Origin of the sequence: Hydrogenophaga pseudoflava (assembly GCF_031020795.1) — a bacterium.
Classification (GTDB): Bacteria; Pseudomonadota; Gammaproteobacteria; order Burkholderiales; family Burkholderiaceae_C; genus Hydrogenophaga; species Hydrogenophaga pseudoflava_A.
This window is the reverse complement of record NZ_JAVHJP010000003.1, coordinates 349,902-373,851: the sequence shown is the minus strand read 5'-3', so window position 1 is coordinate 373,851 and position 23,950 is coordinate 349,902. Positions and strand designations below refer to the sequence as shown.

The following is a 23,950-nucleotide window of genomic DNA, read 5'->3' as shown; positions in this document are numbered from 1 at the left end:
CGAACCGGCGGGCCGGACGGGGTTGAACCCCGTGAAAAAAAGTTCAGAGCAGCAGGCGGTACTCGCCGGCTTCGCCCAGCACCGGACTTTTATGACGCAGGACGATGGTCAGTTCGCGGATCTGGGGGTTGTAGGCAAACGGCTGCCGGGTGAACACGTCGCGCATCTCGGGCGGCGCATCCGCCACAAAAGTCGCGAGCGCCTGACCAGCGAGCCCTCGGCGTCGGGCTTCCAAAGACAGCCGGGTGGCGGCCGCCAGATTGCGCACATCGGCGATGCGGATGCCATAGGGATCGTAGCTATCGGCCCGAAAGCCCGCGCTGTCCAAGAAGTAGCGGCCGAAGGGATTGGGAAGTAGTGCATAGCACACAAGGGTGCCCTTGCTCAGCGAAGCGCAGGGGCTTGCCTCGGGCATCGGTGTCGGTGCTGACTGGGCCTTCGGCGCTCCTTCGGAGGCATCGAGCATTCGCTGGCGTGCGTCTCCAAACTGGATGGCCAAGCGGTTGAGGGTGTCTTCGCGATGCGTCAATCGAAGAGGGGTGGTTGTGAACCAGCCGAGAACGCCAGGACGATCCAACTGCTCGCGCAATTCCTCGAGATCGAACGTAGAGGCATACGTTGCCCACTCCGCATCCATGGCCTTGAATCCCCTGGCAGGCATGCTGTCCACCGCGTCCAGCAGATGTCGCAGACGCTGGGCGCTGGCCTCGTCCGGTGCCGGGGATGGCGCCAAGGCGAGTTGCAGGGCGAGCAGGTTCTGGCTCAGCCCACGCACGGAGATCATGGCTTCGATCAAGGTGTCGTCGGCCGACTGCAGGTTGTCCTCGATGGCGCTCTCAAACGCCGACACCGCGTCGTCGGTACGACCTTGTCGCCACAGCGCCAGCGCGTGTGCGCTCTGCCACAGGTTCAACGTCCACAAGGGGCGGAGCGGAGGCGATAGATCCCCAAGGCGGTAGCCAAAGCTGCGCGGGCCCGCGGCGGCGATGGCCTTCGACCTTGCGAGCAGCGTCTGGTCGGGAACGGCTTGCGCGAGTGCCAGCCACTCCCGCTCCGTCCAGCCCGGCGACACCTGGGCCTGTTCCAGTGCAGGGGGCAGGGAAAGAGGGGGCTTGCCCTGGTTGCAGCGTTCCACACCCGCTTGCTTCTCAGCCTCTCTGTCTTTTCGCAGCAGGAGAAAAGGATGGACACACCGGCCGTACTGCGCGGGGTCCAGCACCGCCGGTGCGAACAACCCTTCCACCCGGTACGCGTTGTCGGTCGACGTCGGCAGCGCCTTGGCGAGTGCCTCGTAGTCCTGCGCCTGCGGCGACAGCGGAGGCGACACCAACCAGTACGCGGTGTGCAGCAGCGCGAACAGGCCGGCGAGCGACAACGCCAGCAGCGCCGTCGCCCAGACCACCATGAGTCCTGCCAACCACATACCGGTCGCTTCTGGGGCTTGTTCGATCTGTGTTGATCAGCCGTGCTTGAACACCGCCTTGCGCTTGTTCATGAACGCGTCCATGCCTTCCTTCTGGTCTTCGGTGGCGAACAGGGCGTGGAACATGCGGCGTTCGAACATCACGCCGTCGGCCAGGCCACCTTCGAAGGCGCGGTTCACGCACTCCTTGGCCGCCATCACGCTGGGCAGCGAGAACTCGCAGATCTGCAGCGCAGCGCCCAGGGCTTCGTCCATCAGCTTGTCCAGCGGCACCACGCGGCTCACCAGGCCGGCGCGCTCGGCTTCGGTGGCGTCCATCATGCGGCCGGTCAGCGCCATGTCCATGGCCTTGCTCTTGCCCACCGCGCGCGGCAGGCGCTGCGTGCCGCCGGCGCCGGGGATGATGCCCAGCTTGATCTCGGGCTGGCCGAACCTGGCGTTGTCGGCGGCGATGATGAAGTCGCACATCATGGCCAACTCGCAGCCGCCGCCCAGGGCGAAGCCGCTGACGGCGGCGATGACCGGCTTGCGCACGCTGCGGATGGTTTCCCAGTTGCGGGTGATGTAGTCGCCCTTGTAGACGTCGGCGAAGCTGTACTTCGCCATGGCGCCGATGTCGGCACCCGCCGCGAAAGCCTTTTCGCTGCCGGTGACGATCATGCAGCCGATGCCGTCGTCGGCGTCGAAGGCCTTGAGCGCGGCGCCCAGTTCGTTCATCAGCTGGTCGTTCAGCGCGTTGAGCTGCTTGGGGCGGTTGAGCGTCACGATGCCGACACGGCCCTCGGTGCGCACGGTGATCAGTTCGGGGGTGGCGTTTTCGCTCATGGTGTGTCCTCGGGTGGTGGGAGATGATTGACGTGAACGTCAACTATAGCCGTGCCCACTTGCGGCGCGGCACCCAAGGGAAAACATTAACCGACCGACGGGTCGGTTAATGACAGAATGGCCCGTTCAAGAACGACAGGAGACAGGCCTTCATGAGTTCCGCCCCAGAAGACAGCAGCGTTCTCTATATAGAACGTGGCGCCGTGGCCCTGGTCACGCTCAACCGCCCCGACTCGCTCAACAGCTTCACGCGCCAGATGCACCGCGACCTCTGGGCGGCGCTGGACCGCGCCGAGGCCAACCCCGCGGTGCGGGCGCTGGTGATCACGGGCGCCGGCCGCGGCTTCTGTGCCGGCGCCGACCTGTCGGAGTTCGACTTCGAGCCCGGGCCGGACCTGGTGCAGCGCGCCGACCCCGGGCCGGTGATCGACCAGGCCTTCAACCCGACGGCGCGGCGCATCCAGTCGCTGCGCATGCCGGTGATCGCCGCGGTCAATGGCGTGGCGGCCGGCGCGGGTGCCTCGCTGGCCATGACCTGCGACATCGCCATCGCCGCGCCGGGCGCGAGCTTCATCCAGGCCTTCAGCAAGATCGGCCTGATTCCTGACGCGGGCGGCAGCTGGTTCCTGGTGGAGCGGCTGGGCCTGGCGCGTGCCATGGCGCTGGCCATGACCGGCGACAAGCTGCCCGCCGCCCAGGCCAGGGAGTGGGGAATGATCTGGGACGTGCAGGACGACCCGCTGGCCGCGGCTCTGGCCCTGGCCGAGAAGCTGGCCGTGATGCCGACCAAGGCCCTGGTGGCCACCCGGGCCCTGCTGCGCGACGCCTCCACCCGCACCCTGAATCAGCAGCTCGACGCCGAGCGCGACATGCAGTCGGCGCTGGGCCGGACGCACGACTACATCGAAGGCGTGATGGCGTTCCGCCAGAAGCGCGCGCCGCAGTTCAAGGGGGAATGACATGAGCCCCCAGGAACGCGCCAACAAAGTCGGCGAGACCATGTTCGCGGTGGATGTCGCGAGCAAGGACACCATGGGCATGGAGCTGCTGGCGGTCGAACCCGGCCGGGCGGTGATCCGCATGGCCGTGCAGCCGCTGCACCTCAACGGCCACCAGATCTGCCACGGCGGCTTCATCTTCACCCTGGCCGACTCCACCTTCGCCTTCGCCTGCAACAGCCACAACAGGAACGCGGTGGCCGCGGGCTGCAGCATCGAGTTCCTCAAGCCGGCGCACGCGGGCGACGTGCTGACCTGCGAGGGGGTCGAGCAGACCCTGCAAGGCCGCCACGGCATCTACGACATGAAGGTCACCAACCAGAAGGGCGAGGTGGTGGCCATGTTCCGCGGCAAGAGCGCGGTGATTGCCGGTCAGGTGTTCCCGGAGGAGGCCAGCGCATGAAGCACTTTCCGCTCGAACCCATCGAGAAGGCCAGCGTCGACGAGTTGCGCGCGCTGCAGCTCAAGCGCCTGCAGGCCACGCTGCGCCACGCCTACCAGAACTCGCCAGTCTACCGCCGCAAGTTCGACGAGGCCGGCGTGCACCCGGACGATTGCAAGTCCCTGAGCGATCTTGCGAAGTTCCCCTTCACAACCAAGAAGGACCTGCGCGACAGTTACCCCTTCGGTATGTTCGCCGTGCCGCGGGACAAGTGCGCGCGCATCCACGCCAGCAGCGGCACCACCGGCAAACCCACTGTGGTGGGCTACACGCTCAAGGACATCGACACCTGGGCCACGGTGGTGGCGCGCAGCATCCGCGCCAGCGGCGCGCGGCCGGGCGACATGGTGCACGTGAGCTACGGCTACGGCCTGTTCACCGGTGGCCTGGGCGCGCACTACGGCGCCGAGAAGCTGGGCCTGACGGTGGTGCCCTTCGGTGGCGGCCAGACCGAGCGCCAGGTGCAGCTGATCCAGGACTTCCGGCCCGACATCATCATGGTCACCCCCAGCTACATGCTGGCGATCGCCGACGAGTTCCTGCGCCAGGGCCTGGACCCGCGCGAGAGCAGCCTGCGCATCGGCATTTTCGGCGCCGAGCCCTGGACCAACGACATGCGCGTGGCCATCGAAGCCCGCATGAACATCGACGCGGTCGACATCTACGGCCTGTCCGAGGTCATGGGGCCGGGCGTGGCCAACGAGTGCGTCGAGACCAAGGACGGCCCGACCATCTGGGAGGACCACTTCTACCCCGAGATCATCAACCCCGACACCGGCGAGCCGGTGGCCGACGGCGAGATGGGCGAACTGGTGTTCACCAGCCTGACCAAGGAGGCGCTGCCCATCGTCCGCTACCGCACGCGCGACCTCACGCGCCTGTTGCCCGGCACCGCGCGCACCATGCGCCGCATGGAGAAGATCACCGGTCGCAGCGACGACATGATGATCGTGCGCGGCGTCAACGTGTTCCCGACCCAGATCGAGGAGCTGATCCTCAAGCGCCCCGAACTCACAGCGCACTACCAGTGCGTGCTCACGCGCGACAACCACATGGACTGCCTGACGGTGGCGGTGGAGACGCGGCCGGGCCTCTCGCCCGAGAGCATCGAGGCGCGCGCCGCGGCCGAGCTGCTGCGCCACGAGATCAAGGTCTACATCGGCTCCAGCGTCGAGGTGTCTCTGCAGCCCGAAGGTGGCGTGGAGCGCAGCCAGGGCAAGGCCAAGCGGGTGGTGGACCGGCGGCCGAAGTGAGTTCCACCGCCAGTGGTTTGTAGTCCTTTGGACTGCGGGTTAAACCCCGCTATCCCATTGGGAGCGCCCTGGCTACAGTCTTTGCCATCTGTTGGGGTTGCATGGACAAGAACACACTGTTGGTCAAGACCGAGAAGGGCCGGGACGCGATGGCGCGCCGCCTGCCCGAGCTCGGTCCGCGTCTGCGGTCCATGCTGATTCTGGTGGACGGCAAGCGCAACGCCGCCGAACTCGACAAGCTCGGTGCCGGACTGGGGGGCGGTGCGGCCTTGCTGGAACAGCTGCTGGCCAACGGCTGGATCGCGCCCCACGACCCCCACGGCTCTTCGTTCCAGAACACGGCGCCGCTCGCCGAAGGGCAGCCAGAGGCGGTGGTGCCCGCGCCGCCGGCCGGCCCCATTCCTGTCGCGCAGGAACCGCTCGCAACCGATGTGTCGCCGGCGTCGGTGCTGCCCTTCGTGGACGCCCGGCGCCTGGTGGTGCGCTTCATCAACGACGTCGCAGGACCCATGGGCGAGCTGACCGCGATCCGCGTCGAGTCCTGCAAGACGGCGGCGGAATTGCAGGCGCTGCTGCCCCGCGTACGCGACGCGCTGCAGAACTACCGGGGCATGGCCACGGTGCAGCGTTTCGACCAGGAAGTCGTGCCGCACCTGCCCCGTCACTGACGGGGCAGCAAACGTTCAGTGGGGGCTGCTGCGGGTCAGCCACTGGCCCAGGCGGGCCGCGTCGTCGACCGTCAATCGCACCGCGGTCTCGTCGGCGGGCCAGGTCAGCGGGCAGCGCAGCAGCCGGCCGTCGCGCGAGACCAGGGCGGTGAGCGCACTGCGGGTGCCGCGCAGGACCGCCACCTCGTCGAGCTTGCGCACCCGCCAGGCCTCGGCCGGCTGGCCGCGTTTGGCCGGTGCGAACTCCACACCCAGCCACTCGTCCCCCGCCGCAAGACCGGCTGCCTCGCCGGCACCCCCACGCAGCACGTTCTTGACCGTCAGCCCGCCGCCGTCGGCCGAGACCCGCAGGCCCAGCGTTTGCGCCAGCGGCGCCTTGTCGCGGTGCACCTTGGCGCCGGCCGCGCTCAGCAGGTCCAGCACCGGCAGGTCGGCAGTGCCGTGCACCCACGCGGCCAGCTCGGCCGAGAAACTGCGTTTGCCCAGCTGGCGCAGCACGGCCTGCAGGTCGGACTCGCGCATCGGTCCGCCCTGCGTGCGCTGCCAGAGCGCGCGCATCACCTCGTCCAGCGAACTGCGGCCCTCTGCGCGCAGCGTCAGGTCCAGGCACATCGCCACCAGCGCACCCTTGGTGTAGTAGCTGATGGTGGAATTGGGCGTGTTCTCGCCCACGCGGTAATAACGTGTCCAGGCGTCGAAGCTGGCCTGGGCCACGCTCTGCACGCGCTGGCCCGGGCTCTGCTGCACCTGGTTGACGGTCTTGGTCACCAGCTGCAGGTAGGTCGCGTCGTCGATCAGGCCGGCGCGGCGCAGGAACAGGTCGTCGTAGTAGCTGGTGAAGCCCTCGAAGAACCACAGCAGCTCGGTGTGGTTCTCGCGCGTGTAGTCGTAGCGCTTGAACTCGGCCGGGCGCAGGCGCTTGACGTTCCAGGTGTGGAAGTACTCGTGGCTGATCAGGCCCAGCAGCGTGGTGTAGCCGTCGGTGGCCTTGAGCGCGGCGGCCTTGTCGTCTTTTGCACGGATCTTGGGCAGGTCGGTGCGCTGCGCGATCAGCGCGGTCGAGTTGCGGTGCTCCAGCCCGCCGTAGCCTTCGCCGCTGGCGTGCAGCATGAAGACGTAGCGCCCGTAGGGCGGCTGGCCGTCGCCGTGCCAGAAGCGGATCTGCGCCTCGCAGATGCGGCGCGTGTCGTCGAGGAGGCGCTGACCGTCGAACCAGCCGCCCGCGCCGCTGACCACGAAACGGTGCGGCACGCCGCAGGCGCTGAACTCGCCGCTCCAGAACGTGCCCATCTCCACCGGACCGTCGGCGAGTTCGTCGTAGTCCGCCGCGAGGTAGTGGCCGAAGCCCAGCCCGTCCACCTTCACCGCGTCCAGGCCCGTGGCGACCTGCCAGCCGGCCGGCGCGTCGCCTGGCGCGATCTCCAGCGCGTGCGGTTCGTCCTCTCTGCCGTGGACCATCAGGCACAGGCTGGTGGCGTTGAAGAAGCCGCGCGTGGCGTCGAGGAAGGCGGTGCGCACCGAGGCGTCGAAGGCGTAGACCTCCCAGCGCAGGCTGAGCGGGCGCTGGCCGTCGTTGTCCACCTGCCAGCGGTGCTTGTCGAGCTGCTTGACCGCCAGCGCCTCGCCACCCTGGCTTGCGCTCAGGTGCTGCAGGTGCTGCGAGAACTCGCGCACCAGGTAGCTGCCCGGAATCCAGACCGGCAGCGTGAGCTTCTGCGATTTCGCCGGGCGGGTGATGTCGAGGGTGACCGCGAACAGGTGGGCGCGGTGATTCAGCGGCTCGACGCGGTAGTGCAGGCCAGGGGCCGTGGTCTTGTGGCGGCTCACAGGGCTCCCGCGCCGATGAAGCAGCTCAGCGCTGCGATGGAAGAAAGGCGGAAGCGCAGCGTGAGCCAGGCCTCCAGGCCGGCGCGGCGGTAGAGCGTGCGGTCGGCGAGGTAGCAGATGATGAGCGCGAAGCCCAGCCAGGCCAGGCCCGCGAAGGCGGGCATCAGCAGCCCGGGCCAGGCCAGCAGCGAGGGCACGATGCCCCACAGAAAGTGGTTGCGCTGGTGGTGCGGCGCATGCGGCTGTCCGCGTTCGTGGCGGCCGCCGAGCCAGCCGAGGCCCCAGTGGATGCCGCCCAGGAACGAGATGATCAGCGCCGCGTAGCCGGTCAGCGCGATCGCCACCCAGGGCTGCAGGGCGACGTCCACCAGCCACAGCAGGGCGGCGAGCATCACGAAGGGAATCAGGCCAGCCTGGCCCAGGGTGCGGGCCAGCGCCGCGTCGTCGGGGTCGTGCAGAGGCAGGGTCATCGGCGAGGCGGCGTCGTTTGCGTGAAGGGAATTACTTGGCTTCGGCCAGCAGCTTCTCGACGCGGTCGGCGCCGATCGCGCCCGGCACGCGGACACCGTTGGCGAAAATCAGGGTCGGCGTGCCGGTGATGCGGTTCTTCTTGCCGAAATCCAGGTTGCGCGCCAGGGCGGTGGCGTCGCAGGAGGCCGCTGGCGGCGTCACATCCTTGACCATCCAGTCGAGGAAAGCCTTGCCCTTGTCCTTGGCGCACCAGATGTTGCGCGACTTCTCCGGCGAATCGCCGCCCAGGATGGGATAGAGGAAGACGTGCACGGTGACGTTGTCGACTTTGGTCAGGTCGCGCTCGAAGCGCTTGCAGTAACCGCAGTTCGGGTCCTCGAACACGGCCACCTTGCGCTTGCCGTCGCCGCGCACGATGGTGAAGGCGTCCTTGAGCGGCAGGTCCTTGAAGCTGATCTCGGTGAGCTTGGCCTGGCGCTTTTCGGTCAGGTCTTCCTGGGCGCGCACGTCGATCAGGTTGCCCTGGATGAGGAAGTTGCCCTGGGCGTCGGTGTAGAAGATCTCGCTCTGGTTGACGCGCACTTCGTACAGGCCTTCCATCGGGGTCTTGCTGATCTCTTCGATCGGCGGCAGCTTGGGCAGTCGCTCGGTCAGGTTCTTGCGGATGGTGGCTTCCTGCGCGAAGCTGCCCAGGCTGGCGAAGGCCAGGGCGAGCGCGATGGCCGAAGTGGTGAGGAGTTTCATGGGTCCGCCTGTGGCGTGAAGATGGTTGATCGGAGGCCGGCGGGGGTTCAGGCCGCCTGGCCCATGGCCTTGCGGGCCAGCCAGTGTTTCAGCGGTCCGAGACGGTCGACGCCGCTCATGCCCCAGTTGCGCAGCGCCTGCACGCGGCTGTCGGTCTGGCCGAACAGCCCGAACAGGCCGTCGGTCAGCCAGCCCATGGCGCCCACCTCGGCCTGCCGCGCGCGCTCGTAGCGGCGCAGCAGCCTGAGGTCGCCCGGCTCGCGCCAGAACTCGCGCTCGTGGACCACGCGCGCCAGTTCCGCTGCGTCGGCCAGGCCGACGTTCAGGCCCTGGCCGGCCAGCGGGTGCATGGCGTGCGCCGCATCACCGGCCAGCGCCACGCTGCCCTGGGCCGTCTGCGCGATCCAGCGCCGGGCGCGGGAGAGTTCCAGCGGCCAGGCCTGGGCCGGACCCTGCAGCTGCATGCCACCCAGCGCCGAACCACACCGTTCCTGCACCGCCTGCGCCAGCGCCAGCGGATCGGCGGCCAGCCATTCTTCGGATTGCTGAGCAGGGACAGACCAGACCAGCGCCACGGAGTTCCCCTGCGCGCCATCCAGCGGCAGCAGGGCGAGGATTTCTCCACGCGCGAACCACTGGCGCGCGACGCCCCCGTGGGGCTGTTCGGTGGTGAGGCGGGCGGCCACCGCCCTGTGCGGGTAGGGCCGCACGTCGAATTCAAGACCCAGCTCTTCGCGGGTGGCGCTGCGCTTGCCTTCGCAGACCACGGTCAGCGCGGCCGGCACGGGTTCGCTCACACGCTCGATGCCGCCCTGGAAGCCGATGGCGTCGGCCAGGCGCTTTTCCAGCGCCGGCACGTCCACGATCCAGGTCAGGGCCTCCACGCCCTGGTCGGCCGCGGAAAACTGCAGGTCGCCACCGCCGTCGCCGTGCACCTCCATGCGGGTGACCGGGGTCACGGCCACGGGCGCTGCGTCGCCGTCTTCGGGCCAGGCCCGCAGCGACTGCAGCAGGGCGCGGGCGCTGGTGTTGAGGGCGTAGGCCCGCACATCGGGTGCGGCGGCGGGGGCACGGGGCGAGGAGACCAGCGCCACCTTCAGCCGCTCGCGCGCCAGCAGCAGGGCCAGGGTCTGCCCGACCACGCCGGCGCCCCGGATGCACACATCGAATCGCCGGGGGGCGGCCTGGGACGGGGAAGAAAGAGCCATCCGCGGATTTTAGGAGCAGGCCACAATCCGGGCATGAACACCCTCGACGAGTCCCCCGTGGCCGCCTCCAATGTCCAGGCCCGCATCGCCCAGCTCTGGATCTACCCCGTCAAGTCCTGCGCCGGTGTGCCCGTGGACCAGGCGGTGCTCACACCGACCGGTCTCGAATGGGACCGGGCCTGGATGGTGGTCGATGCGCAGGGCGAATTCGTCACCCAGCGCGAGCTGCCGCGCATGGCGCTGATCCAGCCGGCTTTCAAGCTCGACCAACTGGTGCTGCGCGCGCCGGGCATGCTGGCGCTGCACCTCTCGCTGGATGGCGTCGAGTCGCCGCGCCGGGTGCGGGTCTGGGACGACGAGGTCGATGCCTGGGACATGGGCGACCTGGCGGCGCAGTGGTTCTCCGACTTCTTGGGGCCCGACGCGCCCGAGGACCTGAAGAAGCTGCGGCTGGTGCGCTTCGACCCGGAAGTGCGGCGCCTGTGCAGCCTGAAGTGGACCGGCGGGCGCGAATCGGTGACGCAGTTCGCCGACGGTTTCGGCGTGCTGGTCGCCAGCACCGCCTCGCTGGACGAACTGAACGCCCGGCTGGCGACCGCAGGCGAGGCGCCGGTGGACCTGCGGCGCTTCCGGCCGAACATCGTGCTGTCGGACGTGGAGCCGCACGACGAGGACCGCATCGCCGGCTGGCGCGTACAGACCGAGGGCGGCGTGGCCGCGCTGGAAAACGTCAAGCCCTGCGCGCGCTGCCCGATCCCGAACATTGACCCGGCCACCGCCACCTCGACCCCCGCGGTCAGCGACGCGCTGCAGGCCTACCGCCAGGACCCGCGCCTGAACGGCGCCATCACCTTCGGCATGAACGCGATCGTGCTGGCGGGGGACGGGCTGGTGCTGAAAGTCGGGCAGGCCGTGGGCGCCGACTGGCAATTCGACTGACGGCCGTTCAGCCGGCGCGGGCGAACTGCGCCCGGTAGCGGGCCGGCGTCATGGCGGTGGCCTGCCGGAACTGCCGCGAAAAGTGCGGCTGGTCGGCGAATCCGCAGTGGTAGCCCACCTCGGCCACCGACAGCCCGCTGCTGGTGAGAAGGTCCGCCGCGCACTGCACCCGGGCGGAGGTCAGCAGGCCGGAGAAGCACAACTGCCGCCGCGCCAGGTGGCGCTGCAGGCTGCGGGCGGACAGCTCGCTGGCGCGGGCCAGGTCGTCCACCCGCCACGGGCGTCCGGGGTCGGCGCACAGGGCGGCGTGCAAGGCCTCCAGCCAGCGGTCGCCGGACACCGGGCCGGCCTCGGGCGGCCGCGGGACATCCGCCACGCCTCCGGCATCCCAGCGCAGTTCCCAGGTGTGCAGGGCCTGCGGCCACGGGCCGTCGCGCCACTGGCCGTCCTGCCGCAGCCAGTGCCGGCTGCCCACCGGGCGGGCCTGCACCGGCCGCCCCGCCACGCGCTCGCACAGGGCGACCAGCAGGCCGAACACCAGCACGTCCTCGGCCGCCGTGGGGCGCTGGCCGGGCGCCTGTGAGACGTGCTGCAGCCGCATGCGACCCGGGCCCAGGGCCTCGGTGCGGGTGCGGTGCCGGGAGTGGACGAAGCGTTCCAGCCGCTGCCACCGTGCCAGCAGGTCCCAGGGGTCGAGCGCGAGCACCAGCGCCCGCAGCGTGGGCTCTTCGGGCAGCTCCCGGATCGTGTCGCCGATGCGCGCCAGGCCGGCCGGACCGATCGACTGCCACAGCCCCGCCAGCAGGGCTCGCTTGTCGTCCAGCGCCACGCGCCCCTGCTGCACCGGCACCGGGGGCGGTGCGGCCAGGCCCTGCCGCCGCAGGCCGTGGCCCACCAGCCTGAGCATCGCGGCCGAGGCGAAGTCGTTCATGGGCCGCGCCGGGCCAGCAGCGCGGGCTGCAGCGGGAAGCGGGTGAGGCGCACGCCGGTGGCGTCGCGGATCGCGTTGGCAATGGCGCCGGCGGCGGCCACGATGGCTGTTTCGCCGGCCCCGGCGGGCGGGCCGTCGTCGTCAATCAGCACGATGTCCATGGGCGGAGTGTCGCGCAGCCTCGGCACGGGTGCCTCGCCCAGGCTGCTGGCGGCGATGCGCGAGCCGGCCACCGTCAGCCCGTCGTGCAGCACCATGCCCAGGCCCCAGACCAGGTTGCCCTCGCACTGGGCGCGCACCTGGTCGGGGTTGATCACGGTGCCGCAGTCGTGGGCGCAGCGCAGCCGGGTCACCGCCACCGTGCCGTCGGGGGCGACGCGCACCTCCGCGAGCACGGCGGCATGGCTGCTGTCCTTGTAGGTGCCGCAGGCCACCCCGCGTCCGGCGCGGTCGGCCCCCGCGGCGGGCGCCGGCGCCGGCACCCCGTCGACCACGGTGCGCAGCACCCTGGCCAGGCGCGGGTTGCCGATGTGGCGCAGCCGGAACGCCACCGGGTCGGCGCCGGCCAGGCGGGCGCATTCGTCGATGGCCGACTCGATGGCCAGCGCGTTGGGGCCGGCGCCCAGGCCGCGCCAGGGGCCGGTGAACACCGGCAGCCGCGTGACCGCGAACTCGGTGCGGCGCCGCAGGGCGCGGTAGGGCAGGTCGGCGCCGCGCGCCACGCCGCGGTCGCCCACCAGGTCGGCCAGACGCTGCATCCAGACCGGCATGCCGGCGTTGGTGAACAGGATGTGGCTGCTGGAGAACGCATGCCACCAGTCGACCAGTTCGCCGTCGCGCACGCGGGCGCGGATGCGGTGGCTCGACGGCGGCCGGTGGAAGCCCTGCCGGTACTCCTGGGCGCGTGTCCACTGGACCTTGACGGGCGCGCCGGTGGCGCGGGCCAGCACCGCGGCCTCCAGCTCCACCGTGCACAGGGTGCGGCCGCCGAACGCGCCGCCGATGCGGCACGCCTGCACGCGCACGCCCGCCTCGTCCAGCCCGAGGCTGCGCGCGATCACGTCGCGCACATAGAACGCGTCCTGCGTGCCGGCCCAGACCTCCAGCGCGCCGTCCGCGGCCTTCGCGGCCACGGCGGCGCGCGGCTCGATGGCGTTGTGCGCCGCCAGCGGCGTGTCGATGCGCAGGTCCAGGTCCCAGGCGGCGCCGCGGTCGATGGTGTCGTCGTGGATGGTGTTCCCCAGCCCGCCGCCGGCCAGGTGCCGGTCGATGTCGATCAGCCGGTCGATGTCGGCCTGCCCGAAGGCGTCGTCGTGCTGCCAGCGGGGCGCCAGCGCGGCCTCGATGCGGTCCAGCGCCCCCGGCGTGCGCGCCACGATGCCCAGCCCCGGGCTGAGCCGCTGCATCAGGCGCTCGTCCTGCACGAGGGCCACGAACCCCGGCACCGCGCGCGCCGCGGCCTCGTCCCAGCCCGCCAGCCGCGACGGCCGGTCGGCGGACACCGGCGCGCGCAGCACCCGGCCGAACACCATGCCGGGCAGGCGCACGTCGGCTGCATACAGCGGGGCGCCGGTGACGATGGCGCGCCCCTGTTCCAGCGGCACGCGCTGGCCCACGAGGCGGGCGCCGGGCCGGAAGGCGCGCAGTTCATTCATCGGGCGGGGTTCGGCGCGGCGCACGCCCTCGGTGAGGCCGGCCGCGAGTGCGTCGCGCAGCGTGGCGCAGGCCTGTGCGAGCGGCAGGGCGAAGTCCTTGACCGATTCGCTGCCCACGGTGGCGCGCACGCGGGGAATGTCCTGGGTGTGCGGCAGGCGCAGGGTGACGCGGTCCCAGTCCACGCCCAGCTCCTCACAGGCCACCTGCTTGAGCGCGGTGGCGATGGCCTGGCCCATCTCGGCGCGGGGCAGCAGCAGCTCATAACGGCCGTTGGCGTGGCGGACCCAGCCCAGGGCGTCGCCGTATTCCGCCGCGGGGCGCTTGGGGATCACGGGGATGGCGCAGCCGGCGACAAAGCCCACGGCCAGCACGCCTCCCGCCTGCAGGAAATGCCGCCGCTTCATTGCCCACCCCGCAGGGTCTGCGCCGCACGCTGCACGGAGGCGCGGATGCGCTGCTGGGTGCCGCAGCGGCAGAGGTTGCCGGACAGGGCCGCGTCGATGTCCGCCGCCGTCGGCGACGGGCGGTTGCGCAGCAGCGCCACCGTGGCCATGATCTGCCCCGACTGGCAGTAGCCGCACTGTGGCGTGGCCTGGTCCAGCCAGGCCTGCTGCACCGGGTGCAGGCCGCCGTCCGGCGCCGCCAGGCCCTCGATGGTTTCGACGCGGGAGGCGCCCACCGCCGCCACCGGCGTGAGGCAGGCGCGCCGGGGCTGGCCGTCGATCAGCACCGTGCAGGCGCCGCACTGGCCCGCGCCGCAGCCGAACCGGGTGCCGGTGAGGCCGAGCGCCTCGCGCAGCACCACCAGCAGGCTTTCGTCCTGCCAGTCGGGCGGGATCTCCCGGACGCTGTGGTTGACCTGGATCTGCATGGCCGTCTCCGCGTGGTGAACACGCGTGCACTGTGCCGCACACAAACCCCGGCCGTCTTGAACAATCGCGCCACGCGACGCGTGGTGCCGGCCCGAGGTTCAGCAGCTCAGGCAGACCGTCTTCGACCCGGCCCAGTTGCTCAGCGGACCGCGAAGGTCCATGCCGCGGCGGATCGCGGTCATCTCGGCCACGATGCTCATCGCGATTTCCGGCGGCGTGAGTGCGCCCAGGTTCAGGCCCACCGGGCCGTGCAGCTTCAGCACCTCGTCCGCGCTCACATCGAACTCCTGCAGGCGCTCGCGGCGCTTGGCGTTGTTCTGCTGCGAGCCCAGCGCGCCGACGTAGAAGGCCGGCGTGCGCAGCGCCTCCATCAGGGCCAGGTCGTCCAGCTTGGGGTCGTGCGTCACGGCCACCACCGCGCTGTGTTCGTCCAGCCGCATGGCCAGCACCAGGTCGTCGGGCATGGTGGTCGACAGCGTCACGCCCTCCATGCGCTCCCAGCCCTCGTGGTACTCCTCGCGCGGCTCGCACACGGTGACCTGGTAGTCCAGCATCGCCGCCATGCTCGCCAGGTAGCGCGAGAGCTGGCCGCCGCCGATGATCAGCAAGCGCAGCCGCGGACCGTGCACCGTGGTCAGCGTCTGGCCGTCGAACTGCACCCGGTCGCCCGCGTCGGTGGGCGCCAGCTGCACCAGGCCGGTGGCCATGTCCAGCCGGCGCTGCACCCGCTGGTGGCCTTCGATGGCGGCCAGCAGTTCGCGCAGCTGCGAGGCGGGGGACAGTGGCTCCAGCACCAGCAGCACCGTGCCGCCGCAGGGCAGGCCGAAGCGCCGCGATTCTTCCGCCGTCTCGCCGTAGCTGGTGGTCTCGGGTTTTCGCAGCGCCAGCTCGCCGCGCGCCACGCGGCCGATCAGGTCGTCCTCGATGCAGCCGCCCGAGACCGAACCGGCCACCTGGCCGTCGTCGCGGATCACCATCAGCGAGCCCGGGGGGCGCGGGGCCGAGCCCCAGGTGCGCACCACCGTGCCCATGACCACGCGCTGGCCGCGCGATTGCCAGTCCAGGGCGGTGCGGATCACATCGATGTCGAGGCTGTTCATGAGATGGTGGGGTGCAGGGTTGAAAACGGTTCTTCGGTCAGCAGATCGGCCGGCCAGCGCAGTCGTTGGCCGGTGCGCGCGGCCAGCGTCTCGATGTCCTCCGGGCTGTCCACGTCGGTGCGGTAGTGCGTGTTGGCGGTGGCCCAGCGGTACACCGCGTGCGGGTGGGCCGCCTGCCATTGCTTGCCACCCACGTGGGCTCCGCCGGCCAGGATCTGCTCGCGCACCGCGCGGCTGAACACCACCGGGTTGCCGGGCAGGCCATCCACCGTGGGCTGCACGAGCTCGGCGCCGGCGGGCCGCTTCTTGTAGGCGCTGATCAGATCCTTGATGTCCTGGGCCTCGATCAGGGGCTGGTCGGCGAGCGCCACCAGCACGGCGTCGATGCCGCCAGCCAGCGCCTGCAGACCCAGCCGCAGCGACGAGACCTGGCCCGCATCCGGGTCGGGGTGGCGCACCAGCGTGGCCGGGACGTCGCGCACCACCGGTTCGATGCGGTCGGCGTAATGGCCGAGCACCACCACCAGCTCGTCCACGCCCTCGCCCGAGAGCGCGATCAGCTGGCGCCGGATCAGCGGCACGCCGCCCAGTTCCAGCAGGCACTTGGGTTGGTGACCCATGCGCGACGCCGGGCCGGCCGCGAGCAGCACCGCGCCCACCGCCACCCGGCCATGCCGGCCGCCATGTCCCTTCAGGTTGTTTGTCACTCCGCTACCCCCACAACGCGACAACGCGGCCGCCGCAGTGGCTGGCGCGCCGTCGGATTCTGCGCCGGTGGCCCGCCCCGTGCCACCCCAGGGCCATTGGCCCACAGGCCCGTCGGTACAATCGTCGGCCTTCCCTAAAGGACATTCCATGAGTCTCCAATGCGGCATCGTGGGCCTGCCCAACGTCGGCAAGTCCACCCTGTTCAACGCCCTGACCAAGGCCGGCATCGCCGCCGAAAACTACCCCTTCTGCACCATCGAGCCCAACACCGGCGTGGTGGAAGTGCCCGATCCGCGCCTGGCCCAGCTGGCCGAGATCGTCCAGCCCGAGCGCGTCGTGCCGGCCATCGTGGAGTTCGTGGACATCGCCGGCCTGGTGGCCGGTGCCAGCACGGGTGAAGGCCTGGGCAACAAGTTCCTGGCCCACATCCGCGAGACCGACGCCATCGTCAACGTGGTGCGCTGCTTCGAGGACCCGAACGTCATTCACGTGGCCAACAAGGTGGACCCGATCGCCGACATCGAGGTGATCCAGACCGAACTCTGCCTGGCCGACCTGGCCTCGGTGGAAAAGGCGGTGCACCGCATCAGCAAGGTGGCGCGCGCGGGCGACAAGGAGGCCATCAAGCAGCTGGCCATCCTGGAGAAGTGCCAGACCGCGCTGAACGACAGCCAGCCGGTGCGCACCATCGATTTCAGCAAGGAAGAGCGGGCCCAGCTCAAGCAGTTCTTCCTGATCACCGCCAAGCCCGCCATGTTCGTGGCCAACGTGTCGGAAGACGGTTTCGAGAACAACCCCTTCCTGGACCGCCTCAAGGCCTTCGCCGAGAAGCAGAACGCGCCCGTGGTCGCCATCTGCGCCAAGATCGAGGCCGAACTGTCCGAGATGGACGACGCCGACCGGCTGGAATTCCTCAAGGAGCTGGGCCAGGACGAGCCGGGCCTGAACCGCCTGATCCGCGCCGCCTACAAGCTGCTGGGCCTGCAGACCTACTTCACCGCCGGCGTGAAGGAAGTGCGCGCCTGGACCATCCACGTCGGCGACACCGGCCCGCAGGCGGCCGGCGTGATCCACACCGACTTCGAGAAGGGCTACATCCGGGCCCAGACCATCGCGTTCGACGACTTCATCCAGTTCAGGGGTGAGCAGGGTGCCAAGGACGCCGGCAAGATGCGCGCCGAGGGCAAGGACTACGTCGTCAAGGACGGCGACGTGATGAACTTCCTGTTCTCGTCCTGAGGCGCGGCGCGCGCATCGTCTTGATGCCGACGGCCCGCCCAGCGCGGGCCGTATTTGTTTACGCCGTTTTTACGGCGCGCCTGTTTCAATCCGGGCCAAGGGGGCGGTTCCATCCGGCGCATTCCCCCTTTTCCATGGCACCGGCATCGTGTTCCTCCAACCCGCCACCCGTCTTCAGGTTGAAGTGCACCTCGGGGTGCCGGTGACCGATACGGCAGAGCTGTTCGACTTTGTGGACGGCATCGTTTGCGACGGCAAGCGCTTGCGGGCTGGCTCCGTGTCGCGCCAGCTGATGCTGCGCCAGTCCCGGCGCGGTACCGGGCTGGGGAACGGCATCGCGATCCCGCACGCCGCCGTCAGGCACCTGGTGCGTCCGCGCCTCATCTACATCCAGCCTCTCGGGGCCATCGACATGGACACACCCGACCGGAAACCGGTGAGCGAGGCGCTGACACTGCTGGTACGCTACCCTCCCTCGCCCGCCGACCATGCATTGCTCGAACGCTTGCGAAGCCCCCGTATGAACCCGGTTCTGCTCGACCTGTTGCGACGAGGTTGCTGCGCCGATGCGGCCGAGCACCTCGCAGCCGGCCCATGACTGCGGGCCCGCTGCTGGTGTGCGTGATGGCGGACGGACAGGCTTTGCAGCTGGTCCGGCAAGCCCACCGGAGCCTGGGGGAGGTCGGTCGCTCCTGGCGGGTGCTCCATCTGGACACGGTGTCGGCACGGCAGGCCACGCCGGCCCAGAGACTGGATCTGGAGGAGGCCCTCGCGCTGGCGCAGCGGGAGGGAGCCAGGCTGGTGCATTCGAGTCCCCGCATCAACGCAGGTGAGCACCTGGTCGCACAGATCGCTCAGCAGGCCCTGGCCGATGGGGCTTCCGATGTGCTTTTGGGAGACCGGGCCACTGGGACGGTTCAATGGCCGGGTTTTGGTGTGAAGCTCAGCGACTTCACCGGGTTGCTGGGCCGGCGCATGCCAGGCGTGCAGGTGCATGTGCTGGTGGCGCCACAGCAGCCACAGCGCACATTCGAACTGCCCGGGTGGACCTCAGGGCCCCGGGTCATGGGGCGCTGGTCGTGGTCTTACTGGCGCCTTCCGCTGGCGGCACTGCTGCTATGCACCGCACTGTGCGAACTGATTGCCAGCCGTCTGCACCCGATCAACCTGATCCTGATCTACCTGGTGGGCGTGCTTTACGTGGCGCTCAAACGCGACCTAATGTCATCGGTGGTGACCTTGCTGGGGGCCATCCTGGTGTTCGACTGGATCTTTGTGGCGCCGCGCTGGTCGTTCAAGCCGACCGATCCGCAGTACTTCTTCACGTTCGCCATTGCCTTGTGTGTGGGGCTCGCCGTCAGCCGCCTGGCGACGCGCGCGCGAGAGGCGGCGGTTGAGGCCCTGGCGGTGGCCGATCGTGCGCAGTCGATGAGCCTGCTTGCTCGGAGCCTGTCGACCGCACGGACCAGCGACGAAATCGTGGAGGCACTGCAGCACGCTGTCGGGCGTGGTGTGGGAGCAAAAGGCGATGTTCTGCTGGTGGAGGGGTCGTCGTCCGGATCTTCTGCACTCCTGTCGCTGCCTCCTGCCGGCGATGCCTGCTGTTTCGAGCTGCAGGCCGCCGGCGGTTCCCTGGGAGAGTTGCGGGTCACGCACCTTCCCGCGCAGCGGCAGACCGCCGAGGACATGCATCTGCTGCAGTCGCTGGCCAATCAGGCCGCGCTGGCCCTGGACCGCCTCAACGCCGACCTTCGGAGTCGGCAGGCCGCCATCCAGGCCGAAACCGAGCGTGTGCGAAACACGCTGCTGGCGGCCATCTCGCACGATTTCCGCACGCCGCTGACGGCCATCATCGGTGCGGCCACCACGGTGATGACACAGGGGCGGCAGATCACGGCCGAGCAGCACGATGGTCTGTTGCACCACATGCTTGATCAGGCCCGGCGCCTGCAGTCGCTCACGAGCGATCTGCTGGACCTGGCTCGGCTGCAGGACGGAGCGGTGAACCCTGAGCAGGAGTGGTGCCCGGTGGGCGAGTTGGTGCGCGACGCGCTGGCGGTGACCCGGGGAGCGCTGGAGTCGCACATCGTCGAACTACAGGTGGTAGAGGACGACATTGTGTGGTGCGATGCCCGCCTGGTTACGCAGGCCATGAGCAACCTTCTGCTCAACGCAGCACAGCACTCACCCGCAGGCAGCAGCATTGCGCTGGCGGTGCAACTGCAGGAGGACGCCTGGATGCTGTCGGTGAGGGACCAGGGGCCTGGCCTGGCACCTGGTCAGGAACGCGACGTTTTCAACAAGTTCTACCGGGACCCGGCTGCGGCCGCCGGAACCGGCACCGGGCTGGGCCTGGCGATCTGCGAGGTGGTGGCGCGCCTGCATGGCGGCCGCATCGCTGCTCGCAGCGAGCGAGGCGCGGTCTTCGAGATGTGCCTTCCCTGGCCGAAGAACGCCCATCCGCCTCTGGAGTGCACCGAATGAGCGGACAGGGTTCGCTGCAGGTCCTGGTGGTGGATGACGAACCGGCCATCCGCGACCTGCTTCGCGCCACGCTGCAGGCCGAAGGTTACGGTGTGATCGAGGCGGCCACCGCACGGGACGGTGCGACGCTGGCGGGCAATCGGCGCATCGATCTGTTTCTCATCGACCTCGGGTTGCCCGATGGCGATGGCGTGGCGCTGATCCGCGAGATACGCGGCTGGACCCAGCGGCCGATCCTCGTGCTGTCCGCGCGCACCCAGGAGCTGCAGAAGGTCGACGCACTGGATGCCGGGGCCGATGACTTCGTGACCAAGCCCTTCGGTGTGGCCGAGCTGCATGCCCGCATCCGTGTGGCCCTGCGGCACGCAGGCCCGCTGGTCTCCAGCGGTACCACGCTGGTGTTCGGCGATGTGACCGTCGATCTGCTGGCGCGTCACGTCAGCCGGGCGGGAGCGCCTGTCCGGCTCACGGCCACGCAGTGGCGTCTGCTGGAGGTGCTGGCACGTCACGCCGGCCGCGTGGTGAGCAGCAGACAACTGCTGCGCGAGGTGTGGGGGCCCGGTCATGGCGAACAGGGCCACTATCTGCGCATCTACGTGCGCCAGTTGCGCCAGAAGCTCGAACAGGATCCCACGCAACCCCAGTTCCTGCAGACGGAGATGGGCGTGGGATATCGCCTGCTCGGCACCGGCGGCCCTGTCTGACGTTCGACTGACGCCCGCGGCCACCACGGTCGCATTTTTACGCGCCGTTTACGTCTCCGGTCATACCCTGCGCAGCGACCGGGCGGGCGACGAACCACGCCCTCATTCACGAGGAGACATCGGCATGAAACACCTGCTGGCACTGGCCCGGCGGATCGACGCCTTCACCGACCGCTTTGCCGTGGTTGCGAAGTGGGCCATCCTGGCCGCCTGCGCGATCAGCGCGGTCAACGCGCTGGTCCGCTACACCCTGAACTACGGATCGAATGCCATCCTGGAGGTCCAGTGGTACCTGTTCGCGGTGTGCGTGATGTTCGGCGCGGCCCAGGTGCTGCGTGTCAACGAGCATGTGCGGGTCGACATTTTCTACGGCCTGTACCCGACCCGCGCCAAGGTGGTGGTGGACCTGCTGGGCCTGTGCTTCTTCCTGCTGCCCATGACGCTGTACATCGGCTACATGGCCATGCCGTTGCTCATCAAGATGATCGAGAGCCAGGAGATGTCGGGCAATGCGGGGGGGCTGATCCGCTGGCCCGCCATGCTGACCATTCCCCTGGGAATGGGGCTGGTGGCCTTGCAAGGGGTGTCCGAAATCATCAAGCGGCTGGGATGGCTCATGCATCTGCACGAGATGGACACGCACTACGAGAGGCCGCTGCAATGAACATGGCGAGCTTTGCCCCGCTGATGTTTGCGGGTCTTATTTTCGTGATGCTGATCGGATTTCCGGTGGCTTTCTCGCTGGGAACGCTCGGACTCGCCTGTGGCTTCTACGCCATCCAGATGGGGTGGTTTCCGGCCTCGTTCATGGGCAACCTTCCGCTCAACCTGTTTGGCATTCTCTCCAACGACCTGCTGCTGGCGATCCCCTTCTTCACCCTGATGGGCGCAATCCTGGAGAAGTGCGGCCTGGCCGAAGATCTGCTGGAGTCCATGAGCCAGCTGTTTGGCCCCACGCGCGGGGGCCTGGGCTACTCGGTGATCGTGGTGGGCTTCATCCTGGGCGCCATCACCGGCACCGTGGCCGGTCAGGTGATTGCAATGGCCATGATCTCACTGCCGATCATGATGCGCCACGGCTACGACATGCGCTACGCCACCGGTGTGCTCGCAGCGTCGGGCACCATCACCCAGCTGGTGCCGCCTTCGCTGGTGCTGGTGGTGATGGCCGACCAGCTCGGCCGTTCGGTGGGCGACATGTACAAGGGCGCCTGGGGGCCTTCGGTGCTGCAGGTGCTGATCTTCCTGTCCTACACCTTCGTGCTCACGCGCCTGCGACCGAACGCGCTGCCTGGCATCCCGCTGGAGGCGCGCACCGCCAGCGGATGGGCGCTGTGGAAGCAGTGCCTGCGCGGCATCATTCCGTCGGCGGTGCTCATCTTTGCCGTGCTCGGCAGCATGGGGGGGCTGCCTGGCATCTCCACCGCGATCTGCACGCCCACGGAAGCCGGCGCCATGGGAACGGCTGGCGCGTTCATCCTGGCCGCCATGCACCGCCGGCTCACCTGGGCCCTGGTGCGCGAGGCCATGACCGGCACCATGCGCATCACCGCCATGGTGGTGTTCATCCTGATCGGATCGCGCGTGTTCTCGCTGGTGTTCCTGGGCGTCGACGGCGGGGTCTGGATCGAACACCTGCTGAGCAACCTGCCAGGCGGCCAGACCGGCTTCCTCGTGGTCGTCAACATCTTTATCTTCTTCCTGGCCTTCTTTCTCGACTTCTTCGAGATCGCCTTCATCATCCTGCCGCTGCTGGGGCCGGTGGCCGACAAGATGGGCATTGACCTGATCTGGTTCGGCGTGCTGCTGTGCGTGAACATGCAGACCAGCTTCATGCATCCGCCCTTCGGGTTCGCGCTGTTTTACCTCCGAGGCATCTCCGACTCGCTGTTCAAGGGTGGAGCGCTGTCGCGCAAGGTGCAGTCGCGCGACATCTACCTGGGGGCCATTCCTTTCGTGATGCTGCAGATCCTGCTGGTGGTGGTGGTGATCTTCGTGCCGCAGACCGTCACGGTGTTCCTGGACGAGAAACAGGTGATTGACCTGGATCAGGTGGTCATGCCCGAGGTCGGACACGAGCTCGAAGAAGAGGACGCGGCCAACACGGAGAGGCTGCTGCAGGAGATGGCACCCGCCACACCGACGGAGCCCGGGAAGTGAGGTCGCAGCCCATCGGGCCGGTGCGGGGGCGCTCGTTTCCGCGCACCATGCAGTGGCTGGCCACCGCGGCCATGGCAGGGCTGCTGTACTGCGCCTGGGGGGCGCGCGAAGCCCTGGCCGGCATGTCCCTGGCGTCCGAACTGAGGTGGCTGGGCGCATTGGCTGTCGGGGTCGTGGTCTGGAACTACCTTCTCATCCTGTTCAGCACCACGGCGATTGACGGGGACCACCTCTCGCAGGGCTGGCTGTGGCGCACAAGCATTCCGCTGCGCGACATTGCCCAGGTGAAGCTGCTGCGGTGGCGGCCGCTGGATGCGTTGGTGGCGCCCCGTCTGGTGGTGCGCACACGCAGTTTGGGCCAACTGAGCTTCCACGCTGCCGATCCCGCGGTGCTGCAGGTTCTGGATGTGTTGGTGCACGGACAGGGGGTTCCCGAGGAAGGCGGTCACAATCGCCGGATCCGAGGAGCTCAGAATGGGGAATGAAGCGGGGTCGACAGGCAAGGGTGTGGCGACCGGGAACACCGACCCTGGAGGCCTTCGCCTGGCCAAACGCCTGGCGGCGCAGCTGCCCTGCTCGCGCGCCGACGCCGAACGCTACATCGCTGGCGGCTGGGTGCGGGTGGATGGCACGGTGGTCGAGGAGCCCATGGAGCGGGTGCGCGACGATCAGGTCGTCACGCTCGATCCGAAGGCCAGGCTCGAATCGCTGGCCTCGGTGACGCTGATCTGGCACAAGCCGGCGGGGCATGTCCTGCCCGAGGCACCGTTTCTTCCCGACGACATCGCCGCACGCTGGTTCACCCCGGAGTTGCGCTTTGCCGGCGACCGTTCGGGCGTGCGACCGCTCAAGGCGCACCGCCACAAGCTGCTGGCCGTGGCGCCGCTGGGCGAGCTGTCCAGTGGCCTCATGGTGTTCACCCAGAACCCGGGTGTGGCGCGCAAGATGACTGAGGACGCGACCCAGCTGGAGCACGAGTGGCTGGCCGAGGTGGCGGCCGACCCGGCGCTGGAGGGCGAGGCCCGGCGCGATGAAGTGCTCAGGTCGCTGGGCAAACCTGCGTTCTTCGACGGCTGGGCCGTGCCGACGGCGCGCGCCAGCTGGCAGAGCGAACTGCGGCTGCGGCTGGCGATCAAGGGCAACATGCCGGGCCAGGTCGCGCACCTGTGCGAGCGCGCGGGTGTGAAGCTGACCGCGCTGCGGCGTCTGCGGCTGGGGCGCATTGCCCTGGCTGGGTTGCCGGTGGGGCAGTGGCGCTACCTGCTGGGTTACGAACGCTTCTGAGGCGCCACTGTCGC

At 69.2% G+C, this 23,950-nt stretch carries 24 protein-coding genes; 13 read left to right on the top strand and 11 right to left on the bottom strand.

The features are described from left to right. Positions 1-43: 43 nt before the first annotated feature. Both RCO38_RS11395 and RCO38_RS11390 read right to left on the bottom strand, forming a co-directional pair. Positions 44-1,405 carry a hypothetical protein gene (locus RCO38_RS11395; RefSeq protein WP_308328430.1) on the bottom strand — a complete coding sequence of 454 codons (1,362 nt, stop codon included), beginning with the start codon at positions 1,403-1,405 and terminating at the stop codon, positions 44-46. Positions 1,406-1,459: 54 nt separating this feature from the next. Further along, positions 1,460-2,248 carry an enoyl-CoA hydratase gene (locus RCO38_RS11390; RefSeq protein WP_308328429.1) on the bottom strand — a complete coding sequence of 263 codons (789 nt, stop codon included), beginning with the start codon at positions 2,246-2,248 and terminating at the stop codon, positions 1,460-1,462. A 152-nt stretch (positions 2,249-2,400) separates the two neighbouring features. Here RCO38_RS11390 and RCO38_RS11385 point away from each other — a divergent pair, with 152 nt between their 5' ends. From RCO38_RS11385 to RCO38_RS11370, 4 genes are all read left to right on the top strand, one after another. Next, positions 2,401-3,207, top strand: coding sequence for an enoyl-CoA hydratase-related protein (locus RCO38_RS11385; RefSeq protein WP_308328428.1), 807 nt, complete (start codon positions 2,401-2,403; stop codon positions 3,205-3,207). A gap of 1 nt (position 3,208) precedes the next feature. After that, on the top strand, positions 3,209-3,649 hold the full coding sequence (gene paaI, locus RCO38_RS11380) for a hydroxyphenylacetyl-CoA thioesterase PaaI (RefSeq protein ID WP_308328427.1): 441 nt from the start codon (positions 3,209-3,211) through the stop codon (positions 3,647-3,649). Further along, complete coding sequence (paaK, locus tag RCO38_RS11375; RefSeq protein WP_308328426.1) at positions 3,646-4,941, top strand: phenylacetate--CoA ligase PaaK; 1,296 nt, start codon at positions 3,646-3,648, stop codon at positions 4,939-4,941. The genes paaI and paaK overlap by 4 nt, the downstream gene beginning before the upstream one ends. A gap of 101 nt (positions 4,942-5,042) precedes the next feature. Beyond that, complete coding sequence (locus RCO38_RS11370) at positions 5,043-5,609, top strand: hypothetical protein (protein ID WP_308328425.1); 567 nt, start codon at positions 5,043-5,045, stop codon at positions 5,607-5,609. Positions 5,610-5,624: 15 nt separating this feature from the next. Here RCO38_RS11370 and RCO38_RS11365 read toward each other — a convergent pair whose 3' ends face one another. Genes RCO38_RS11365 through RCO38_RS11350 form a run of 4 tightly spaced genes read right to left on the bottom strand, consistent with a single transcriptional unit; the run spans position 5,625 to position 9,859 of the window. Continuing rightward, complete coding sequence (locus tag RCO38_RS11365) at positions 5,625-7,436, bottom strand: M61 family metallopeptidase (protein WP_308328424.1); 1,812 nt, start codon at positions 7,434-7,436, stop codon at positions 5,625-5,627. Next, positions 7,433-7,906 (bottom strand): DUF3429 domain-containing protein, encoded by a 474-nt coding sequence (locus tag RCO38_RS11360; protein WP_308328423.1) that lies wholly within the window; start codon positions 7,904-7,906, stop codon positions 7,433-7,435. Before RCO38_RS11360 ends, RCO38_RS11365 begins: the two co-directional genes overlap by 4 nt. 31 nt (positions 7,907-7,937) lie before the next feature. After that, positions 7,938-8,651, bottom strand: a complete 714-nt coding sequence (locus RCO38_RS11355; protein WP_308328422.1) for a DsbC family protein — start codon at positions 8,649-8,651, stop codon at positions 7,938-7,940. A gap of 47 nt (positions 8,652-8,698) precedes the next feature. Beyond that, a complete protein-coding gene (locus tag RCO38_RS11350; RefSeq protein WP_308328421.1) occupies positions 8,699-9,859 on the bottom strand; it encodes an FAD-dependent monooxygenase in 1,161 nt (386 codons plus the stop codon). Between the two features lie 33 nt (positions 9,860-9,892). On the opposite strand from RCO38_RS11350, the gene RCO38_RS11345 reads away from it, so the two are divergent. Next, positions 9,893-10,798 carry an MOSC domain-containing protein gene (locus RCO38_RS11345; RefSeq protein WP_308328420.1) on the top strand — a complete coding sequence of 302 codons (906 nt, stop codon included), beginning with the start codon at positions 9,893-9,895 and terminating at the stop codon, positions 10,796-10,798. Positions 10,799-10,805: 7 nt separating this feature from the next. Here RCO38_RS11345 and RCO38_RS11340 read toward each other — a convergent pair whose 3' ends face one another. The 5 genes from RCO38_RS11340 to RCO38_RS11320 form a co-directional block, all read right to left on the bottom strand. Further along, positions 10,806-11,729 (bottom strand): helix-turn-helix transcriptional regulator, encoded by a 924-nt coding sequence (locus RCO38_RS11340; protein ID WP_308328419.1) that lies wholly within the window; start codon positions 11,727-11,729, stop codon positions 10,806-10,808. Then, positions 11,726-13,789, bottom strand: a complete 2,064-nt coding sequence (locus tag RCO38_RS11335; RefSeq protein ID WP_308328418.1) for a xanthine dehydrogenase family protein molybdopterin-binding subunit — start codon at positions 13,787-13,789, stop codon at positions 11,726-11,728. The genes RCO38_RS11340 and RCO38_RS11335 overlap by 4 nt, the downstream gene beginning before the upstream one ends. Next, positions 13,786-14,256 carry a (2Fe-2S)-binding protein gene (locus tag RCO38_RS11330; protein ID WP_308328417.1) on the bottom strand — a complete coding sequence of 157 codons (471 nt, stop codon included), beginning with the start codon at positions 14,254-14,256 and terminating at the stop codon, positions 13,786-13,788. The genes RCO38_RS11335 and RCO38_RS11330 overlap by 4 nt, the downstream gene beginning before the upstream one ends. Before the next feature lie 99 nt (positions 14,257-14,355). Further along, positions 14,356-15,357, bottom strand: coding sequence for an XdhC family protein (locus RCO38_RS11325; RefSeq protein ID WP_308328416.1), 1,002 nt, complete (start codon positions 15,355-15,357; stop codon positions 14,356-14,358). Continuing rightward, a complete protein-coding gene (locus tag RCO38_RS11320; protein ID WP_308328415.1) occupies positions 15,354-16,064 on the bottom strand; it encodes a nucleotidyltransferase family protein in 711 nt (236 codons plus the stop codon). The genes RCO38_RS11325 and RCO38_RS11320 overlap by 4 nt, the downstream gene beginning before the upstream one ends. Positions 16,065-16,212: 148 nt before the next feature. Between RCO38_RS11320 and ychF the strand changes: the two genes are divergently transcribed. The 8 genes from ychF to RCO38_RS11280 all read left to right on the top strand — a co-directional run bounded on the left by ychF (position 16,213) and on the right by RCO38_RS11280 (position 23,936). Continuing rightward, positions 16,213-17,304: a redox-regulated ATPase YchF gene (ychF, locus tag RCO38_RS11315; RefSeq protein WP_308328414.1), complete on the top strand. Its 1,092-nt coding sequence runs from the start codon at positions 16,213-16,215 to the stop codon at positions 17,302-17,304. Positions 17,305-17,452: 148 nt separating this feature from the next. Beyond that, positions 17,453-17,902: a PTS sugar transporter subunit IIA gene (locus tag RCO38_RS11310; RefSeq protein ID WP_308328413.1), complete on the top strand. Its 450-nt coding sequence runs from the start codon at positions 17,453-17,455 to the stop codon at positions 17,900-17,902. After that, a complete protein-coding gene (locus RCO38_RS11305) occupies positions 17,899-19,788 on the top strand; it encodes an ATP-binding protein (RefSeq protein WP_308328412.1) in 1,890 nt (629 codons plus the stop codon). The genes RCO38_RS11310 and RCO38_RS11305 overlap by 4 nt, the downstream gene beginning before the upstream one ends. Then, entirely contained in the window at positions 19,785-20,492 is a 708-nt protein-coding gene (locus RCO38_RS11300) for a response regulator (RefSeq protein WP_308328411.1), read from the top strand. Before RCO38_RS11305 ends, RCO38_RS11300 begins: the two co-directional genes overlap by 4 nt. A 124-nt stretch (positions 20,493-20,616) precedes the next feature. Beyond that, positions 20,617-21,156, top strand: coding sequence for a TRAP transporter small permease subunit (locus RCO38_RS11295; protein ID WP_308328410.1), 540 nt, complete (start codon positions 20,617-20,619; stop codon positions 21,154-21,156). Beyond that, positions 21,153-22,652: a TRAP transporter large permease gene (locus tag RCO38_RS11290; protein WP_308328409.1), complete on the top strand. Its 1,500-nt coding sequence runs from the start codon at positions 21,153-21,155 to the stop codon at positions 22,650-22,652. Before RCO38_RS11295 ends, RCO38_RS11290 begins: the two co-directional genes overlap by 4 nt. Beyond that, positions 22,649-23,137 (top strand): hypothetical protein, encoded by a 489-nt coding sequence (locus RCO38_RS11285; protein WP_308328408.1) that lies wholly within the window; start codon positions 22,649-22,651, stop codon positions 23,135-23,137. Before RCO38_RS11290 ends, RCO38_RS11285 begins: the two co-directional genes overlap by 4 nt. Continuing rightward, positions 23,127-23,936 carry an RNA pseudouridine synthase gene (locus RCO38_RS11280; RefSeq protein WP_308328406.1) on the top strand — a complete coding sequence of 270 codons (810 nt, stop codon included), beginning with the start codon at positions 23,127-23,129 and terminating at the stop codon, positions 23,934-23,936. The genes RCO38_RS11285 and RCO38_RS11280 overlap by 11 nt, the downstream gene beginning before the upstream one ends. Positions 23,937-23,950: the final 14 nt, after the last annotated feature.